The 15,359-nt window shown below is 42.7% G+C and carries 17 protein-coding genes; 6 read left to right on the top strand and 11 right to left on the bottom strand.

All coding sequences use genetic code 11. The features are described from left to right. Positions 1–10: 10 nt before the first annotated feature. Both murQ and AC23P2_RS07145 read left to right on the top strand, forming a co-directional pair. Positions 11–826: an N-acetylmuramic acid 6-phosphate etherase gene (gene murQ / locus AC23P2_RS07150; RefSeq protein ID WP_487772553.1), complete on the top strand. Its 816-nt coding sequence runs from the start codon at positions 11–13 to the stop codon at positions 824–826. After that, on the top strand, positions 823–1,752 hold the full coding sequence (locus AC23P2_RS07145) for a CPBP family intramembrane glutamic endopeptidase (protein ID WP_487772552.1): 930 nt from the start codon (positions 823–825) through the stop codon (positions 1,750–1,752). Before murQ ends, AC23P2_RS07145 begins: the two co-directional genes overlap by 4 nt. Here AC23P2_RS07145 and AC23P2_RS07140 read toward each other — a convergent pair. From AC23P2_RS07140 to AC23P2_RS07125, 4 genes are read right to left on the bottom strand one after another with little or no spacing between them, the layout of a single operon-like run. Further along, positions 1,691–2,524, bottom strand: coding sequence for a sterol desaturase family protein (locus AC23P2_RS07140; protein WP_487772551.1), 834 nt, complete (start codon positions 2,522–2,524; stop codon positions 1,691–1,693). The two genes, AC23P2_RS07145 and AC23P2_RS07140, sit on opposite strands and share 62 nt — an antisense overlap. A gap of 28 nt (positions 2,525–2,552) precedes the next feature. Continuing rightward, positions 2,553–2,819 carry a hypothetical protein gene (locus AC23P2_RS07135; protein ID WP_487772550.1) on the bottom strand — a complete coding sequence of 89 codons (267 nt, stop codon included), beginning with the start codon at positions 2,817–2,819 and terminating at the stop codon, positions 2,553–2,555. Between the two features lie 43 nt (positions 2,820–2,862). Then, on the bottom strand, positions 2,863–3,024 hold the full coding sequence (locus AC23P2_RS07130) for a hypothetical protein (RefSeq protein ID WP_487772549.1): 162 nt from the start codon (positions 3,022–3,024) through the stop codon (positions 2,863–2,865). Between the two features lie 21 nt (positions 3,025–3,045). Beyond that, entirely contained in the window at positions 3,046–3,861 is an 816-nt protein-coding gene (locus tag AC23P2_RS07125; protein WP_487772548.1) for a hypothetical protein, read from the bottom strand. Between the two features lie 276 nt (positions 3,862–4,137). Between AC23P2_RS07125 and AC23P2_RS07120 the strand changes: the two genes are divergently transcribed. Continuing rightward, positions 4,138–5,148, top strand: a complete 1,011-nt coding sequence (locus AC23P2_RS07120; RefSeq protein ID WP_487772547.1) for a sensor histidine kinase — start codon at positions 4,138–4,140, stop codon at positions 5,146–5,148. Positions 5,149–5,192: 44 nt separating this feature from the next. After that, positions 5,193–5,906, top strand: coding sequence for a LytR/AlgR family response regulator transcription factor (locus AC23P2_RS07115; RefSeq protein ID WP_487772546.1), 714 nt, complete (start codon positions 5,193–5,195; stop codon positions 5,904–5,906). 1 nt (position 5,907) lies between these two features. On the opposite strand, the gene AC23P2_RS07110 is transcribed toward AC23P2_RS07115, so the two are convergent. The 3 genes from AC23P2_RS07110 to AC23P2_RS07100 form a co-directional block, all read right to left on the bottom strand. Beyond that, positions 5,908–7,032: a mechanosensitive ion channel family protein gene (locus AC23P2_RS07110; protein WP_487772545.1), complete on the bottom strand. Its 1,125-nt coding sequence runs from the start codon at positions 7,030–7,032 to the stop codon at positions 5,908–5,910. 66 nt (positions 7,033–7,098) lie between these two features. Further along, positions 7,099–7,860, bottom strand: a complete 762-nt coding sequence (locus tag AC23P2_RS07105) for a LytR/AlgR family response regulator transcription factor (protein WP_487772544.1) — start codon at positions 7,858–7,860, stop codon at positions 7,099–7,101. Beyond that, a complete protein-coding gene (locus AC23P2_RS07100; RefSeq protein WP_487772543.1) occupies positions 7,854–10,907 on the bottom strand; it encodes a ligand-binding sensor domain-containing protein in 3,054 nt (1,017 codons plus the stop codon). The genes AC23P2_RS07105 and AC23P2_RS07100 overlap by 7 nt, the downstream gene beginning before the upstream one ends. Positions 10,908–11,072: 165 nt before the next feature. Between AC23P2_RS07100 and AC23P2_RS07095 the strand changes: the two genes are divergently transcribed. Both AC23P2_RS07095 and AC23P2_RS07090 read left to right on the top strand, forming a co-directional pair. Next, the gene (locus AC23P2_RS07095; RefSeq protein ID WP_487772542.1) at positions 11,073–11,486 is read left to right on the top strand and encodes a LytR/AlgR family response regulator transcription factor; all 414 of its coding nucleotides are present in this window, start codon (positions 11,073–11,075) and stop codon (positions 11,484–11,486) included. Between the two features lie 10 nt (positions 11,487–11,496). Continuing rightward, complete coding sequence (locus AC23P2_RS07090) at positions 11,497–11,913, top strand: hypothetical protein (RefSeq protein WP_487772541.1); 417 nt, start codon at positions 11,497–11,499, stop codon at positions 11,911–11,913. Positions 11,914–12,120: 207 nt separating this feature from the next. Here AC23P2_RS07090 and secG read toward each other — a convergent pair whose 3' ends face one another. Genes secG through AC23P2_RS07070 form a run of 4 tightly spaced genes read right to left on the bottom strand, consistent with a single transcriptional unit; the run spans position 12,121 to position 15,355 of the window. Beyond that, the gene (gene secG / locus AC23P2_RS07085; protein ID WP_487772540.1) at positions 12,121–12,483 is read right to left on the bottom strand and encodes a preprotein translocase subunit SecG; all 363 of its coding nucleotides are present in this window, start codon (positions 12,481–12,483) and stop codon (positions 12,121–12,123) included. Positions 12,484–12,534: 51 nt separating this feature from the next. After that, complete coding sequence (locus tag AC23P2_RS07080; RefSeq protein WP_487772539.1) at positions 12,535–13,353, bottom strand: hypothetical protein; 819 nt, start codon at positions 13,351–13,353, stop codon at positions 12,535–12,537. A 24-nt stretch (positions 13,354–13,377) separates the two neighbouring features. After that, a complete protein-coding gene (lptE, locus tag AC23P2_RS07075) occupies positions 13,378–14,022 on the bottom strand; it encodes an LPS assembly lipoprotein LptE (RefSeq protein ID WP_487772538.1) in 645 nt (214 codons plus the stop codon). Further along, complete coding sequence (locus AC23P2_RS07070) at positions 14,009–15,355, bottom strand: sigma-54 interaction domain-containing protein (RefSeq protein ID WP_487772537.1); 1,347 nt, start codon at positions 15,353–15,355, stop codon at positions 14,009–14,011. The genes lptE and AC23P2_RS07070 overlap by 14 nt, the downstream gene beginning before the upstream one ends. Positions 15,356–15,359 lie beyond the last annotated feature (4 nt).

The raw sequence follows: 15,359 nt of genomic DNA, 5'->3' as shown, positions 1-15,359 counted from the left end.
ATTAAAAATCATGCTATCTACGACAGAATCTACTTCACATTATGACAACCTCGACCAGATGAGTGTTCGGGAGTTGCTCACTAACATCAACAACGAAGACAAAACAGTTCCTCACGCCGTCGAAAAAGCCATTCCTCAAATAGAGGCATTGGTTGAGCAAATCGTCGTTAGAATGAAACAAGGTGGTCGCCTTTTTTACATTGGTGCAGGAACAAGTGGTCGCTTAGGTGTGGTAGATGCCTCAGAATGTCCCCCAACTTACGGCGTACCTTTTGATTTGGTTATCGGTATCATGGCGGGCGGCGACAGTGCCATCCGCAAAGCCGTCGAAAATGCCGAAGATGACCCCAATCAAGCTTGGATTGACCTCCAAGCCTATGATATTGACGAACTAGATTCATTGATTGGCATTGCTGCTTCGGGCCGTACACCGTATGTAATTGGTGGGCTCAATCAAGCTCGAAATGCTGGAATTTTAACGGGGTGTATTGTGTGCAATGTAGGCTCAAAAGTAGCCGCTGCGGCCGAATATCCCGTCGAAATCGTCGTAGGCCCCGAGTTTGTTACTGGTAGTACGCGCATGAAATCAGGAACGGCCCAAAAATTAGCCCTCAATATGATTTCCACTTCGGTCATGATTCAACTTGGACGCGTGCAAGGCAACAAAATGGTGGATATGCAAATGACTAATTTTAAACTCGTTCAGCGCGCCATCCGAATGGTACGAGAGGAATTGCCACACATAACCCCCGAACAAGCACAAGCGCTGTTGGATGCCCACGGAAGCGTTCGCAATGCTGTTGAAGCTGGGCGCAATTTGTCATGAATAAAATCTGGAACAGCCTTAAAGAGCACGTAAAAGCTGATTTTGATGCTAAAACGTATGGTTTTACGGCTGTTTTTTTAATGGTAATTATTGCCATCAATTACCGTATAAATTTAGAACGGGGCATCATTGATAGTTATCGTGGCAACCCTATTCGCATTTTCTGGTATTTTTTATTATACGCCTTCGCTTATTACGGAGGCGTTTTTATTTATACCCTTTGCAAAAAAGAAACCTCCGCACTGCGTACACCCAATTTCTGGCTGTATAGTCTATTTATTTTGGGAGTGCTGGGTTTAGACGGCGGCTTTTATGCGTACAACCAATGGAGTAAAGAGCTATTTGATGGACAAATTTACATCTTTGCTTTCCACTGTTTGTCAAACCTTTTTTCGGTTTTAACAGTCTTACTTCCCTTTTCAGTCTTTTATTATTTCATTGAGCAGCAGCCTTCTTATTTTTACGGACTACGCCCCCAATGGTTCGTTGTAAAGCCCTACTTACTTTTGGTTATTTTTATGGTTCCCCTTATTAGTTGGGCTTCGTTTCAACCTGATTTTTTGCGCTCTTACCCTTCCTACAAAGGCTCTAACGCCGATGAGTTTTTTGGGGTAGCTCCTTGGGTTACTACCTTATTTTATGAGGTTTGTTATGGTTTTGATTTCTGCATTACGGAGTGGCTTTTTCGAGGATTTTTAACCATTGGAATGGCTCAATTTTTAGGTCGAGGAGTCATCATTCCAATGGTCGTTTGTTATGCTTCTTTACATTTTGGGAAGCCCCTAGGTGAAACCATCGGCTCTATTTTCGGAGGTTATATTCTTGGTGTGTTAGCCCTTCAAACTAGAAGTATCTGGGGCGGCATTATTGTTCATGTGGGAGTAGCTTGGCTGATGGACTTAGCGGCTTGGCTTCAGAAGTGGTAGTCCTCCTTAACGCATTTTTCTCGAAAGTAGCTTCGTAGTGTTTAAAATTGGTATTCATCCACTGATCCCACAAATTAAAGTACAGTCCGTAGTTTCCTTTCCCTAACTGATGGTGCATGTTGTGGTGAGTCGGAGTATTTTGCCAACGGCCAAACCAAGTATGAATAAAATGGGGAGGAAATACTTCGTAACCCGTGTGGCCAAGTACATTCATTACCACCATAAAAATTAAAAATACCAAAATAGCTAGAGGATGCATCGGTATCAAAAGCACCATAAACACAAGAACGCCTGCTTCGACTACTGCTTCTAAGGGGTGAAAGGCGAACGCGGCCCACGGGGTGGGATTGTGCGACAGATGATGTACTTTGTGGAAATAACGGAATAATTTAGGATGGTGCATCATTCGGTGCGTCCAATAAAAATAGGTGTCGTGCCAAAAAATTGCCAAAATGATACTTACCCCAAAATACAACCACCCAAAGCTTTCTATTTCCATGTAAATCTGGGTAAGGCCTTCTTTTCGCAGAAAATAAATCAACAGCCCAACTACCGAAAAAATAACCATCGTCACCAGCGAATAACCTATCTCGCGACGAACATCTTTGTCTTTGGGGAATTTTTGTTGAATTTTAAAGTACAACCATTCGTGGCGTTTGAGGTGGTAAAATAACCAATACGCTCCTCCTGCTACCAAGACATAACGAACCAACTGAAAGAAAAAGGTGAGCGAAAAACGGCTCAAAATATCGACTTCTTGAAATGTTTCCATGACTGATTAATAAGTAGTTGTTTCGAATTTATTTTTTTAACAACGCACGACACTCTTCTTGAATTTGTGCATCTTCCCACGCCATTGGTTTCAAGGCAAGGGCTTTTTTCAGGTACCCATTTCGGGCGGGAGTTTGTTGTAATTCATCGCAAAAGCGAGCCGCTAACAAATAGAATTTCAGATTGGAAGGTCTGAGCTCAATCGCCTTTTCTACTGCTTTTAACCCTTCCGTTAAACTAGCTAGCTTGGCGGCATCACCTACTACCATTTTTTCAAACGTATTAAGAGTCGTCATCTTGAAATGCCAACTGGCCAATACTCCCCAACTTTCGGGATGCCTAGGATTGAATTCCGAGGACTAGCTCATAGTACTTAATGGCTTCGACTCGTTCGTAATGTTCTTTGTGAGCGCGCGCCTTCATTAATAAGGCTTCGCACTCATCGCTCCATTTCCCCCAAACCACCATTCCTACTAAAGCTACAAAAAATAGGTTCTGCATGGTTATAACGTTTATGGTTGATTACTTTAATTGAATAGTTTTTGATTGGCCTGCCACTGTCAACGTCCCTTCGGTATCGCACATACCTAAGCCGTAATCTAACGTCCCAGTTACATTATTGGAGGACAGCTTTACGACCCCACTAACGGGCACGTTGGTTTCGCAAGACCCTTTGGTGATCATTGCAGAGGTCGTCTCTACGGAATAATCTACCTCCCCTGATTTGAAGCTACCCGTCATCAAGGTCGAAATTTCATCGTCTGACGTAGCTGGGGTTAGGAAGTTTTTCCAGGTTTGGGCCAAAGCGACGGTCGTAGTCACACTACTCGACGACGTGGTGACACTGAGGGCAGTTACGTTGATTTTGTAATCGAGCGTATTAGCCGCATTCAACTTAAAATCAGCCACCGCGAAGGTACCATTCATGGTTACATCACCTAGGGTTAAATTATTCATTTTCACCGTAATCGTGGCTCCAGTTTGACCAAAAGTACCCGAATAAACAATCGTTAAGGAGCCTTTCACTGTACCGTACGGACTTGTACACCCCGCTCCAAAATCGACCGAAATGGTTTTAATTTTGGCATCGGCTTGAATCGTAGCACAGGTAGGCACTTGGTTATTTTCGATAGTGCGGCCGTTTACTTTTGCCCTGTCCATAATATCATTGACCATTTTTGTCACATTTTGGAGTGAAGCCTGCACTTTTGTATTTTGCTGCATGGCTTTTTCCATTTGAGAAAAATCGACGGTTGGCTGAATGTTGACCGAGTCAATTTTGTTGCAAGACGTCAAAAGAGTAGCGGTAAGAAGGGCTGCAATTGAAAACCGTTTCATGATTGGAGTTTTTTAAGTTGAAGCATTGCTGCGTTTTAGTAAACGATTTGTTTTGTTTGATGCTCCAAAATTGGGGGATGCCGCTGGGCTACCGAAAACAATTCAACCAACCCCTCCCTTTTTTCAATCAACTCACAGTTTTAAGTTTCTTGAGAGCTTTCCCAGCAGTTGCAAACGAATTAGCAGTAAATTGAAGGTGAGGGAGTTTTCGTAGAAGAAAAGTGCATTTTCGTTGAAAAAGTCGCATAAAAATTGATTTTGCCCGTATTTTCGAACATGATTTTATTCACAGAAAAATATCGCTGGGTTTGGCATGTAGCCTTTTGGCTAACCTATATTTTGGTGCTGTCGTACACGTTTGGGCAAATCATGCCATTTTGGTCTGCCCAAACGCGCGTTTTTTTGGGGCTAGTACTTCACGTCTCTTTTGCGTATTTTAATTGGTTTTGGCTCATCCCGCGTTTTTTCCTCAACCAAAAATACTTTTACTATTTTTCGGTTTCGATTTTGTGCTTCTTTGGATTGGCTTTCATTCGCTATTTGATTGAACAAAACCTTCCTTCCTACATTGTATCTACGGTTACGACCATTTTACCTTTACGCTTAATTTTTATCGCTTTTTCCTTTTTAAGTATTTGGGTTCTCAGCTCTCTTTTTAGGCTTTTGGAAGACCGCATTAAAACCATGCAGCTTGAAAATGAGCTTCGAACTGCTCAGCTAAACTCAGAATTGCGTTTTTTGAAGTCTCAAATCAATCCACACTTTTTGTTCAATACCCTCAACAATGTGTATTCATTGGCCTACCTCAAATCAGACTTGGCCGCCCCAATGATTCTCAAACTGTCGGGGATGTTGCGGTACATGCTATACGACTGCGATGCCCCTAAAGTTGCCATTCAAAAGGAAATTGAGTACCTACAAGATTACGTTGAACTTCAGGTACTTAACCCAACCGACCGACCCAAAGTCAAGTTTGAGATAAGTAACCAAGCCCCTCACTTACAGATAGAACCCATGCTTTTTGTCAATTTTATCGAAAATGCTTTTAAACACGGCAACCTGAATCATCCCAGAGGATTTATCAAGATTCTCCTTAAAATTGACCCAAATGAACTTTTGTTTAAAGTTGAAAATAGCGTTGGAGATAGCACAAGTAAGGACAAAGTAGGGGGGCTTGGACTGCAAAATGTTCGGCAACGTTTATCACTTATTTACCCCGAACGGCATCATCTAGCCACCGAACAAAACTCGTCTCATTTTAAGATTAGCTTACTTCTTCGGTTTTAGTCCATTTTACCATTCATCCTCCAAAACTACCAATTTCTTTACTCATGAACTGCCTAATTGTTGACGATGAATACATGGCTCGTCTTTTATTGGAAGAATACGTACGTAAAGTTCCGCAGTTAAACCTTGTCGGTACGTGTGAAAATGCCTTGGAAGCGTTTCATCGACTCAAAACAGAATCAGTCGATGTTTTATTTTTAGATATTCAAATGCCCCATTTGAATGGCTTAGATTTTGTCCAAACGTTGCAACAAAAACCTGCCATTGTTTTTACAACGGCGTACTCTGAACATGCCGTGGAAGGGTTTCGCCTCAATGCGGTCGATTATTTACTAAAACCCTTTTCGTTTGAACGATTTGTGCAAGCCGTTAGTAAAGCCGCCGACTTCGTTCGGTTTCGACAGCAACCTAAAGCTAACGTTACAGAAACACCTTCAACGACATCGGAGCATTTTTTTGTAAAGTCGGACGGGAAACTGGTAAAAGTACGCTACGAAGACATTTTGTACATCGAAGGCCTCAAGGAGTACGTCAGCATCTATACCACTGATAAACAACGCATTATTACGCTCCAGTCCATCAAAAACCTTGAAACACTCTTACCAACGCCGCACTTTTTACGTATTCATAAATCATACATTATTCAGTTGGAATTTTTAGAAGCCATCGTGGGAAACCAAGTTGAAATTCAACAAAAACTCCTCCCTATTGGTGCGACCTATAAGGAGGAGTTACTAAAACGTTTATCCCTTGAGTGAGTTAGTCCTGCGATAAGTGCTCCACTCCTCTCACAAACAAAGCACGACTTGGAAAAGCAAAAGTAGCGCCTTGGTTGCGCACGATTTCTAAAATTTTGAAATTCACTTCTTCTTTTACCCGCATAAATTCTTTCCAAACAGACGTACCCACGTGGTAAATTACTACTACGTCCAACGAGCTTTCACTCAAAAGTTCTAACCGCACGGTGGGTTCTTTCGACCCAGTGATGTACTCAGAAAGCAAGTACTCACGAATTTCCTCGATGATCTTTTCAATGGTTTCTGAAGGTGTATCATAAGCCAACCGAACATAATACTTAGCGCGTCGGTGGGTCCGTTGTGAGACGTTTTCGAGGGCTTGGGTCACCATCAAACGATTGGGAACGGTTATCAAACTGCCATCGTCCGAACGAACGCGCGTGCTTCTAAACCCAATTTGTTCTACTTCTCCCGAAATCTTATCCAACACCACCGATTGCCCCACCAAAAAAGGGCGTTCGAGCATGATGGTTATCGAAGCAATAAGATTTTCGAGCGTTTCGCGGGCCGCCAATGCAATCACCACTCCCCCAATTCCCAAACTGGTAATTAGTGCCCAAACGTTCACTTCATATACTTTGTGGAGCATGACAAAAAAACACGTCAGTGTCCAAAAAATGATGGCAATGTCTTTGAAGAAAGGAACGAGTTGGTCATCTAAGGCCGAGGGCGTTTCGGCAGCTTGCTGCTTGAATATCAAGGAAATAAACTTTATCAAACGAATTCCTAACCAGCCGATGGCGACCGACAACATTGTTTGATAAACGCGCTCCAATATCATCCGCCAGCCAAATTTTTCAGGTGAAGCCCAATTCCATTCGGAAGGCACTTTGAGGTGATAAAAGGCCGAATATAAAATAACAAGGGTGATAAGCGCCTCAAAAGGACGGCGAGTAAGACGCACAAATTCCGCCACGGGGATATTGCCAGCCTCACTTTTGATAAAACGGTAAATCGTACGACTCACGGTAAAGGAAAGTCCACGCCGAAGGATGATTCCTAAACCCAGTATGCCTACAAACCAAAGTAAATCGCTGATTTTGTTTTCTAAAATGGTGTAATGAAGCCAATACGAAACTTGGTTCATGTCTTTAGCTAGTTGATTCGGCTACAAAACAACGACGTATTTGGCGTTTTAACAACAAAAAGCGGGTTATCGAATGGTCAATTTCGACAACTCTGCCAAAAATACCTCTTTTCGACGGCGGGCGACTTCAATCTGAGCATCGTCGTTCATCACTACCGTTCCTCCCTCCCCTTTTATGTATTTCTGCACTTGCCGCAAATTGATAAGATACTGATTATGAACCCGTACAAAGCCATACGGGCTTAGCAATTCTTCGTATTCTTTTAAGTTCTTGGATACCATTATTTTTTTTCGACCCATAAAGTGAAAAATGGTGTAATTCGCATCTGATTCACAGCGAATAATTTCCCGAATTGGTACGTAAAAAATCCCTTCTTGCGTCGGAAGCGCCATTTGCATACTCTCCGACTGCCCTCCTCGAAGGTTTTGCAAAAGTATTTCTACATTTTGAGCCGATGATTTTTTGGTTTTTATACGCTCAGCGGCCCGTTGAATAGCGGCTTCAAGTTCGTCGCCATCAATAGGTTTTAATAAATAATCAACTGCCCCAATTTTAAAGGCTTTTACGGCATAGTGGTCGAATCCTGTGGTAAAAATCACCTCAAAATCAATCCGTTCGAGGCCATCGAGCATGTCAAATCCGCTTTTACCAGGCATTTGAATGTCCAAAAAAACCAAATCAGGATTCAGCACCTGAATGGCGCGGGCACCTTCGTCGGCCGAATGGCAAAACTGCATAACGTAAATGTCTTGGGCATACAGTTCGAGGAGTTTTTTAAGGGCTTGGCACCCCATGAGTTCGTCGTCAACGATGAGCGCTTTTAACATAATTTGATTTGAGCAATGTCTGGCAAAACTATTTTTACTTTTGTTCCTGAAGGCTCACCCGTTTTGTCGTACAAATCGTCGATGATGATTTTGGCTCCTTCGGTATTGTACTGACGGTTAAAGGTTTCGATGCTTTCGAGTACGTTTTGAGTCCCTTTGGATTTTCGGCTGGGCGACAATTGTTTACTTATTTCTTTTGACTTTACCCGCCCAACCCCGTTGTCTTCAATGGTACACGAAACCAACGTTGTAGTTTCTCGATGAAACGAGAGGATAATTTTACCTTGTTCCGTGCGGTGCATCAGTCCGTGCCAAATGGCATTTTCGACGTGAGGTTGTATCATCATGGTGGGAAAAACGGTTTCGTGGGCCTCCAAGCGGGAATCTACTTTAATTTCAAAATCAAACTTATTTTTCCCAAAACGCATTTGTTCTAACTCAACATAAAGATTCATAAAAGTTACAATTCGTTCGATGGGCTGAAGTGGCATATCGGTATTGTCCAAAATTTGCCGAATCAATTTTGAAAACTTGGTGAGGTATTTCGACGCTTGGTGGTTTTGGTCATGTAAAATGAAATTATTGATGGAATTGAGGCAATTAAAGATAAAATGGGGGTTCATTTGCGCCCGTAACGCCTTCATTTCCAAGGCTGCAATCTGACGATTGAGCATAGCTTTTTCTTTTTCTCTCTCCTGAATACGTCGTATTCTTCCCGTGAAGAACACCACCAAAGCCGCAACACCCGCCATAATCGCCAAAAATCTAAACCAATCTTTTGTCCAAAAAGGAGCGGTCACTCGTACTTTCAGCGTCAGTGGGGTTTCGTTCCAAACTCCGTCCGAATTGCTCGCTTTTACCTTAAAAACATATTCTCCTGGAGGAATTTGCGAATAGCTCACAAAATGACGGTTTCCGCTGTATATCCAATTTTTATCAACTCCCTCCAATTGGTACGCATACTGATTCTTTTGGGGTGAAGTAAAATCTAGCGCGGCAAATTCAAACGACAAAAAGTTTTCTGTATAGCTCGTTTCGATCATACCTTTCCCAAAAATATTCACCGAATGATTCATCACTTTTACTTCTGTTATGGCAACAGGTGAAGAACTACCACGGCGTTGTAACCCAGAAGGTTGGAAAATAGTAAAGCCATTAACTCCCCCAAACGCCATCTCGCCAGAGGCTAACTTAAAGTACGCTCCCCCATTAAACTCATTGTTTTGAATTCCATCGTGTACATCAAAAGTCGTAAAAGTCTCATTTTTAGGATTAAACCGTGCCAGCCCCATGTTGGTACTCATCCACACTTGACCATTGTCATCCACCAACGAACCATACACAATGCTGTTTGGCAGGCCGTCGTCGGTGGTATATAGCTTAAATTGCTTAGACAACGGATTGTATTTCCCAAAACCTACCCGATAACTACTAATCCAAAGAACTGAATCACTACTTAGGTTGACACTACTCACGTCCCCCACCTCTATATTAGTGGAGGGTATCACCAGTGGCACAGGCTCAATCGTCTCATTTATAGGCGAATATTTTTGCAGGCCTACACCTCTCCCAATCCAAATTGTTCCTTTTGAATCTTCTTTAAATGAGTTTATCAAATCGTCGTATCCGCTTCCATTGGCCCAAAAACGAAACGTTTTTGTCGGATAGTCAAATGTAAATAACCCTCTGGCTGTCCCCATCCAAATCCGCTTTCGACTATCCATATAAATCGTCCGAATGGCAGTTGATTGGAGCGTATCAAACGCTGGCTTACACGCAAGCGAAGGTGCGGTAAACTTTCCTTTTGAGGCATCATACTGCACCAAGCCATTGCCCGTTGCCCCCCAAAACAGGCCCGACTCTACCTCAGTCAGGGCATAGAGTTGGTTTTGGCCTGCTGTTTCTGGCTTACTTACCCTCACTTTTCCTGTCTTCTTATTCCAAACGTTGATTCCTTCTCCATCTGTTCCTACCAACAGATTGTCGCCCGCTTCGGCAAAAGACAAAACGAAGTTGTAATTCAGCCCATTATCTTGATTTATCGTCCGAAATTTACCCAATCGAAGATTTATTTTGTTCAGCCCACTATTATTACTTCCCACCCATACTAAGCCCGAATTATCTTCAAAAATATCGTTGAGCGGCGCCCCTTTGAGGCTGTTGAGGCGCTGGTACGTCAAATCGGACGGCAGAAAATCCATTTTTTCGGTTTTGGTATCCAAACAAACCAACCCCGACTGTAGGCTCAACCAACATCTCCCGTTTTTGCCAATTGTCATCGACCGAATTGGAAATGTAAGAAGCTCAGGAAAGAGAGTTCGTAAAGAATACTTTTTCACCAATTTCAGGGAATGACTATCAAAAACCCAAACGCCTTCATTTTCGACCCCTATCCAAATCAAATTATTATATACTTGCATCGGACGAATGTCTTTATCGGAAGTCAGCCCAAAAGAGACTATCTTGTACTTGTTTTTTTTGACGTCCAACAACCAATAGTTTTCACTGGTAGAAATCAATAGCCTGTTGGTATCAAGCTGTGCAGCATTTAGTATGTTAAGGTGAGGAATTTTGCAGTAGGTACGTTTGCTTTTGGTATCTAGGAAATAAAGACCTTTGTTACTACATACCCAAAGATTCCCTTTTGCGCCTGGCAGGATTTTTCGTATTCTAACGTTTGGCAAAAACGTACGGATAGAATCCGTCAATATATTGAGCTGAGCAATGCCATTCCGAGTCCCTACCCAAAGGTACTCATCGCCGTTGTGGAATAACTGCCGAATACTATTGCTGGGAAGCCCCACCACTGATTGGCCAATCTGTGCCCGATAGGGTTTGAACTGATACCCGTCGTACCGTAAAAGTCCATCGTCGGTACCTACCCAAAGAAAACCCCGACTATCTTGGCTAATGCTCCACACTGTATTTTGGGAAAGGCCGTTTCGGTTGTCAAAGTTTTCCACCCAAGCATTTTGAAACACCTGCGCAAACAGCGACGGGATACTCCACCCTAGCAAATACAACAAAAGCCCGCCTTTAAGACGCATGTTTTTCCAATCACTATTTAGAACAATCCCCAAAGTAGCAAATTACCAAAAATACATCCAAGTCCGCCACCTTTTTACAGATGCTACCAGTTATTCATCGGTAGTTTTTCGGGGGTTTTGTCCAATTTATTTTTGAGTCATCAAAAAACAAAACCCCTTGAAGTTATGAACGCGCTCACTCATCCGCCTTTGCCTCTGCTTGTAAAAACCCCTCCTCAGCGGAAAGTTTCCATTCCCAAACTCACGTTGCCCTACCTGAATCGCTTTGTCAGTATTCCAATCACTCAGATACTATATATCCAAAGTGATGTAAACTACAGCAATATCTACCTAAAAGACGGGCGGCGTTTTCTAGTAGCTAAAACCTTAAAAGAATACAACCAAGAACTAAAGACCCATTCTTTCGCCCGCATTCATAAATCGTTTTTGGTCAATCTTGATTCGATTACGTCTTGTGATTTTCCTGAATACGAAGTTCATCTTCAAAATGGGTTGTGCCTACCTATTGCGCGCCGTAAACGCAAAGTGTTTCAGCAAGTGTATCATTTTTTTCAACGTGCCCACCGAATCGCCAGCTAAACTCATGGAAATGGCATTGTTCATTGTTGGTATCATCATCGCGTTTTGCCTCTTTTTTACTGCCCTGTGGTCGGCCATCGTTTTTGGTTTTTCTCACTTTAGCGGTTGGCAAAATTTAGCGAGCCAGTACGCCGCGCCTCCCCTCTACGAAGGTTTTTATACCAACGTAAGTGGGCGGGTAGGATTGGTCAGTTACAACAACTTACTCCGAATCGCTTTTACCGAAAAAGGATTGTATTTGCACATAATGCCATTTTTTCAAATCGGTCATACACCCTTGCTACTTCCTTGGCACCAATTACGCCACTGGGAACTCAAAACTTCTTTGTTTAGGAAAGTGGTTTATTGCCAAATTGATGGAGTCCGTATCACCCTTCCCCACAAATACTGGGGGACACTCCAAAGTTACCTTAGCGCTTACGCCTAATTTCAACAGTTATGCTCCGAATTATTCCTGTACCTAAACAACACTGCTAACAATGAAATATTAGTCACCTTCAAAGAAGGACTGACGTTTAAAAGCATTAACAAACCATGCTTTTTGGGGCTAAAACCAACAATAATCCACAAAAAAAGCTCGAAGAATGGTTTCTTCGAGCTTTTTGGGCTTCCGATTGGAAGCAACAGCACTGACTTATTTCTGCGCTGGTTGTTGTGCAGGAGCTGGTGTAGTTGCTGGAGCAGGCGTTGTAGGCGCGGGAGCCGCAGGCAACGAACGTTGGTTCGCTTTCTCTACGTTTACGCTCTTGATTCCACCTGCTGCTTGAGGCTCACCGATGAACAAATGCGAAACCAACGCCAAAATAGCCATCGCACCTGCCAATCCCCAAGTGATTTGTTCCAAAAGGTCAGTTGTACGTTTTACACCAAACATTTGGCTTGCCCCACTTCCTCCAAATTCTCCTGCTAAACCGCCTCCTTTTGAGTTTTGAACCAATACGATTAAAACCAACAATACAGCGATAATAGCAATTACAACGATAAATACGGTAAACATTTTTTTGTTTTCAGTTATGAGTTTTCTAGTTCAAGATTGACCTTTCACTTGCTACTCCGTGGTTAAGTCTTTTATCTTTTCGGCAAAGTACGCCTTTTTTTCTGGTTTTTTCAACATCAGTTGCTCGTATATTTCAATGGCCCGTTCAATTTTTCCTTGCCGCACCATGATTCTCGCCATCCCTTCGCTTACTACCTCTCTTTTTACAGTGGAGTTTCGCTTTTTGGCAAGATCTTCAGGCTCAACATTAACTACATCGTTCAAATTAGCGCGGATGGGACCAATTCGGGCTTCATTTTCGATGAAACTATCAATGATATCCATCTGAATTTGGCGTTCAAGTTCTCGATCTAACTTTACATTTTCTTCGGCTGTTGAACTCTCAATCTGTTCTAAATCATTCTGTAGTACGTTCTCGCGCAATGTCGTGTCGTCAATAGGTGGCAATTCTGGCATCAATGTTTTCTGCTGTAATGAATCTAATGGTTCGTCAAAAAGGCTAATTTTTGGTAATTCAGGCAAGTTCCATCGGGGTTTTGCCAATGATTCCACTTCCTTTTTCTGATAATCAGCTGGCCACAAGACATTTTCAAATTTTTTACTCTTGAGATTGGGCGACCATTGAAATTCGTTTTGGATTAATTTTCGCAATGTATTTCGACTTATTGAATACGCTGCGGCTTTCTGAATAGGAACTTCCGCCACTTCTGGCTGATGAAGTGCCGTTGCTTTGGCAATCAATACCCGTAATGTTTGACAATAAGGGTACAAATCGGATGCTTCATTGAGGTGAGGAATGTCAGCCTCTGTAATATCGTCTGGATGCGACGTCCAGTACGAAAATGATTCTTTTACGTAACGATTACTCATATATGGGGTCGTTTTATACAAAACCTACCAGTCTCCTGCCGACTTATTAAAAATATCCTGGACAATTTGATCCAAAATTTGGGGTACAAGTCGGCTTTCCACTTGGCTTAGTGTCTGACTTTGAGGAAAATCTTTGAAGAATGAAAAACTTTGATCGAAGTTCTTTTCTTCATCTTTATTGTTGGTAAACTTTACCTGAATGGTAATAGAAAGTCGGTTTAAGGCCGCTTGGTCATTGGCAGTGGGTGCCGCAGGAGTAACTTCATAGGCTGTTATAGACCCCTCCAACTGCAAATCGCCGTTTAGCGGCAATAACGCCAAACTGGTATTACGCTGGTAATACTCCTTCATTTTTTCATTGAACTGCAACGCCATGTTGGCTGGCCCCCCTGCTGTGCCCATTGTAAAGTTAGTAATCGTCACACTTTTAATATCGGGGGAAAGAGTTGTTCCTCTAAAAGAATAACAACCTGACAACGCCAATAAAAGGGTCGTTAGGAGTAGTAGGTTTAGGGTTTTTGGTTTGGGGTTTAGAGTTTGAAGTTTACGGTTTGAGGTTTGGAGTTTGAAACCCGAAACCCGAAACACTAAACCCGAAACACTAAACACTAAACGGGAAACACCAAACTGAAAACCCAAAACAGGCAACAGAAAACTAATCTTCTTCAATATCATACTGTTTTATCTTACGATACAATGTTCGTTCTGAAATCCCAAGGGCTTGAGCTGCGTATTTTCGTTTGCCAGCACTGCGTTGTAAAGCCTTCACAATCATCTCTTTCTCTTTGTGCTCCAAGGAGAGCGACTCATCCTCCGCTGTTTCGTGAGAAATATCCACTACCTCATTCTCAATGCTATCGTAAGGGGAAATCTGAATAATATTGGGCGTATTATTCGACATTGGCCCAGATGAATGCTGCGTTGTGGATGCGTTGAGGGCTGTTCCGCTTGGCAACAGTTTCGTGGTTTCTGATAAAGGCTGCGTGTCGGCTTCTATACTACTAAATAGACTACCATGTTCGCGTAAAATCTCTCCGTGGTGGGCATCGCCGCTCAACAGCTTCAATACCAGCTTCTTGAGGTCATTCATGTCGCGGCGCATGTCAAACAAAATTTTGTACAGCAATTCCCGCTCATTAAATGATTCTCCCGCTGCGGCATTGTTACCTCCTGCTCCTAAAAACGTCATCGAGCGCGTCGTTGATGCGTAATTGGGTAAGTATTTTACCAAAACTTGCGGCGTAATTGGTACTTTATTTTCCGCTTCTAAGATTTGGATTTGCTCGGCAATGTTTTTTAACTGACGAATATTCCCTGGGAAATTATAACTAATTAGCATTTCTTTCCCTTCGTTCGTAAGCGTCACGGGTGCGATTCGGTACCGTTCTGCAAAATCTGAGGTAAATTTTCGAAACAACAAGTCGATGTCGCTTCCACGTTCGCGAAGGGGTGGCACCGCAATGGGCACTGTATTGAGTCGATAATACAAATCTTCCCGAAACTTACCACGCTGCACTGCGTCAATCAAATTAACGTTTGTTGCCGCTACCACACGAACATCGGTTTTTTGTACTGCCGATGACCCCACGCGGATAAATTCCTTGTTTTCCAATACGCGCAATAAACGTGCTTGGGTCCCTACGGGCATTTCTGCAATTTCGTCTAAGAAAATTGTACCACCATTGGTAATTTCAAAATATCCTTTACGGTCTTCAATAGCTCCCGTAAACGAACCTTTCACGTGGCCAAACAACTCAGAGTCAATGGTTCCTTCGGGAATTGCGCCGCAGTTGATGGCAATAAATGGGCCATGTTTACGTGAACTAAGATTGTGAATAATCTTAGAAAACGACTCTTTCCCACTTCCACTTTCTCCCGTTATAAGCACCGTCAAATCGGTGGCAGCTACCTGCATCGCTACGTTAAGGGCGTAGTTGAGAGCAGGCGCATTCCCGATAATGCCAAAACGGTTTTTAATGGATTGAATTTCAGGGTTTGTCATTGTA

The organism is Runella sp. R0.1_18 (genome assembly GCF_057652155.1).
Note: the sequence above shows the minus strand (reverse complement) of the source record. Positions and strands in the feature narration are given on the sequence as shown.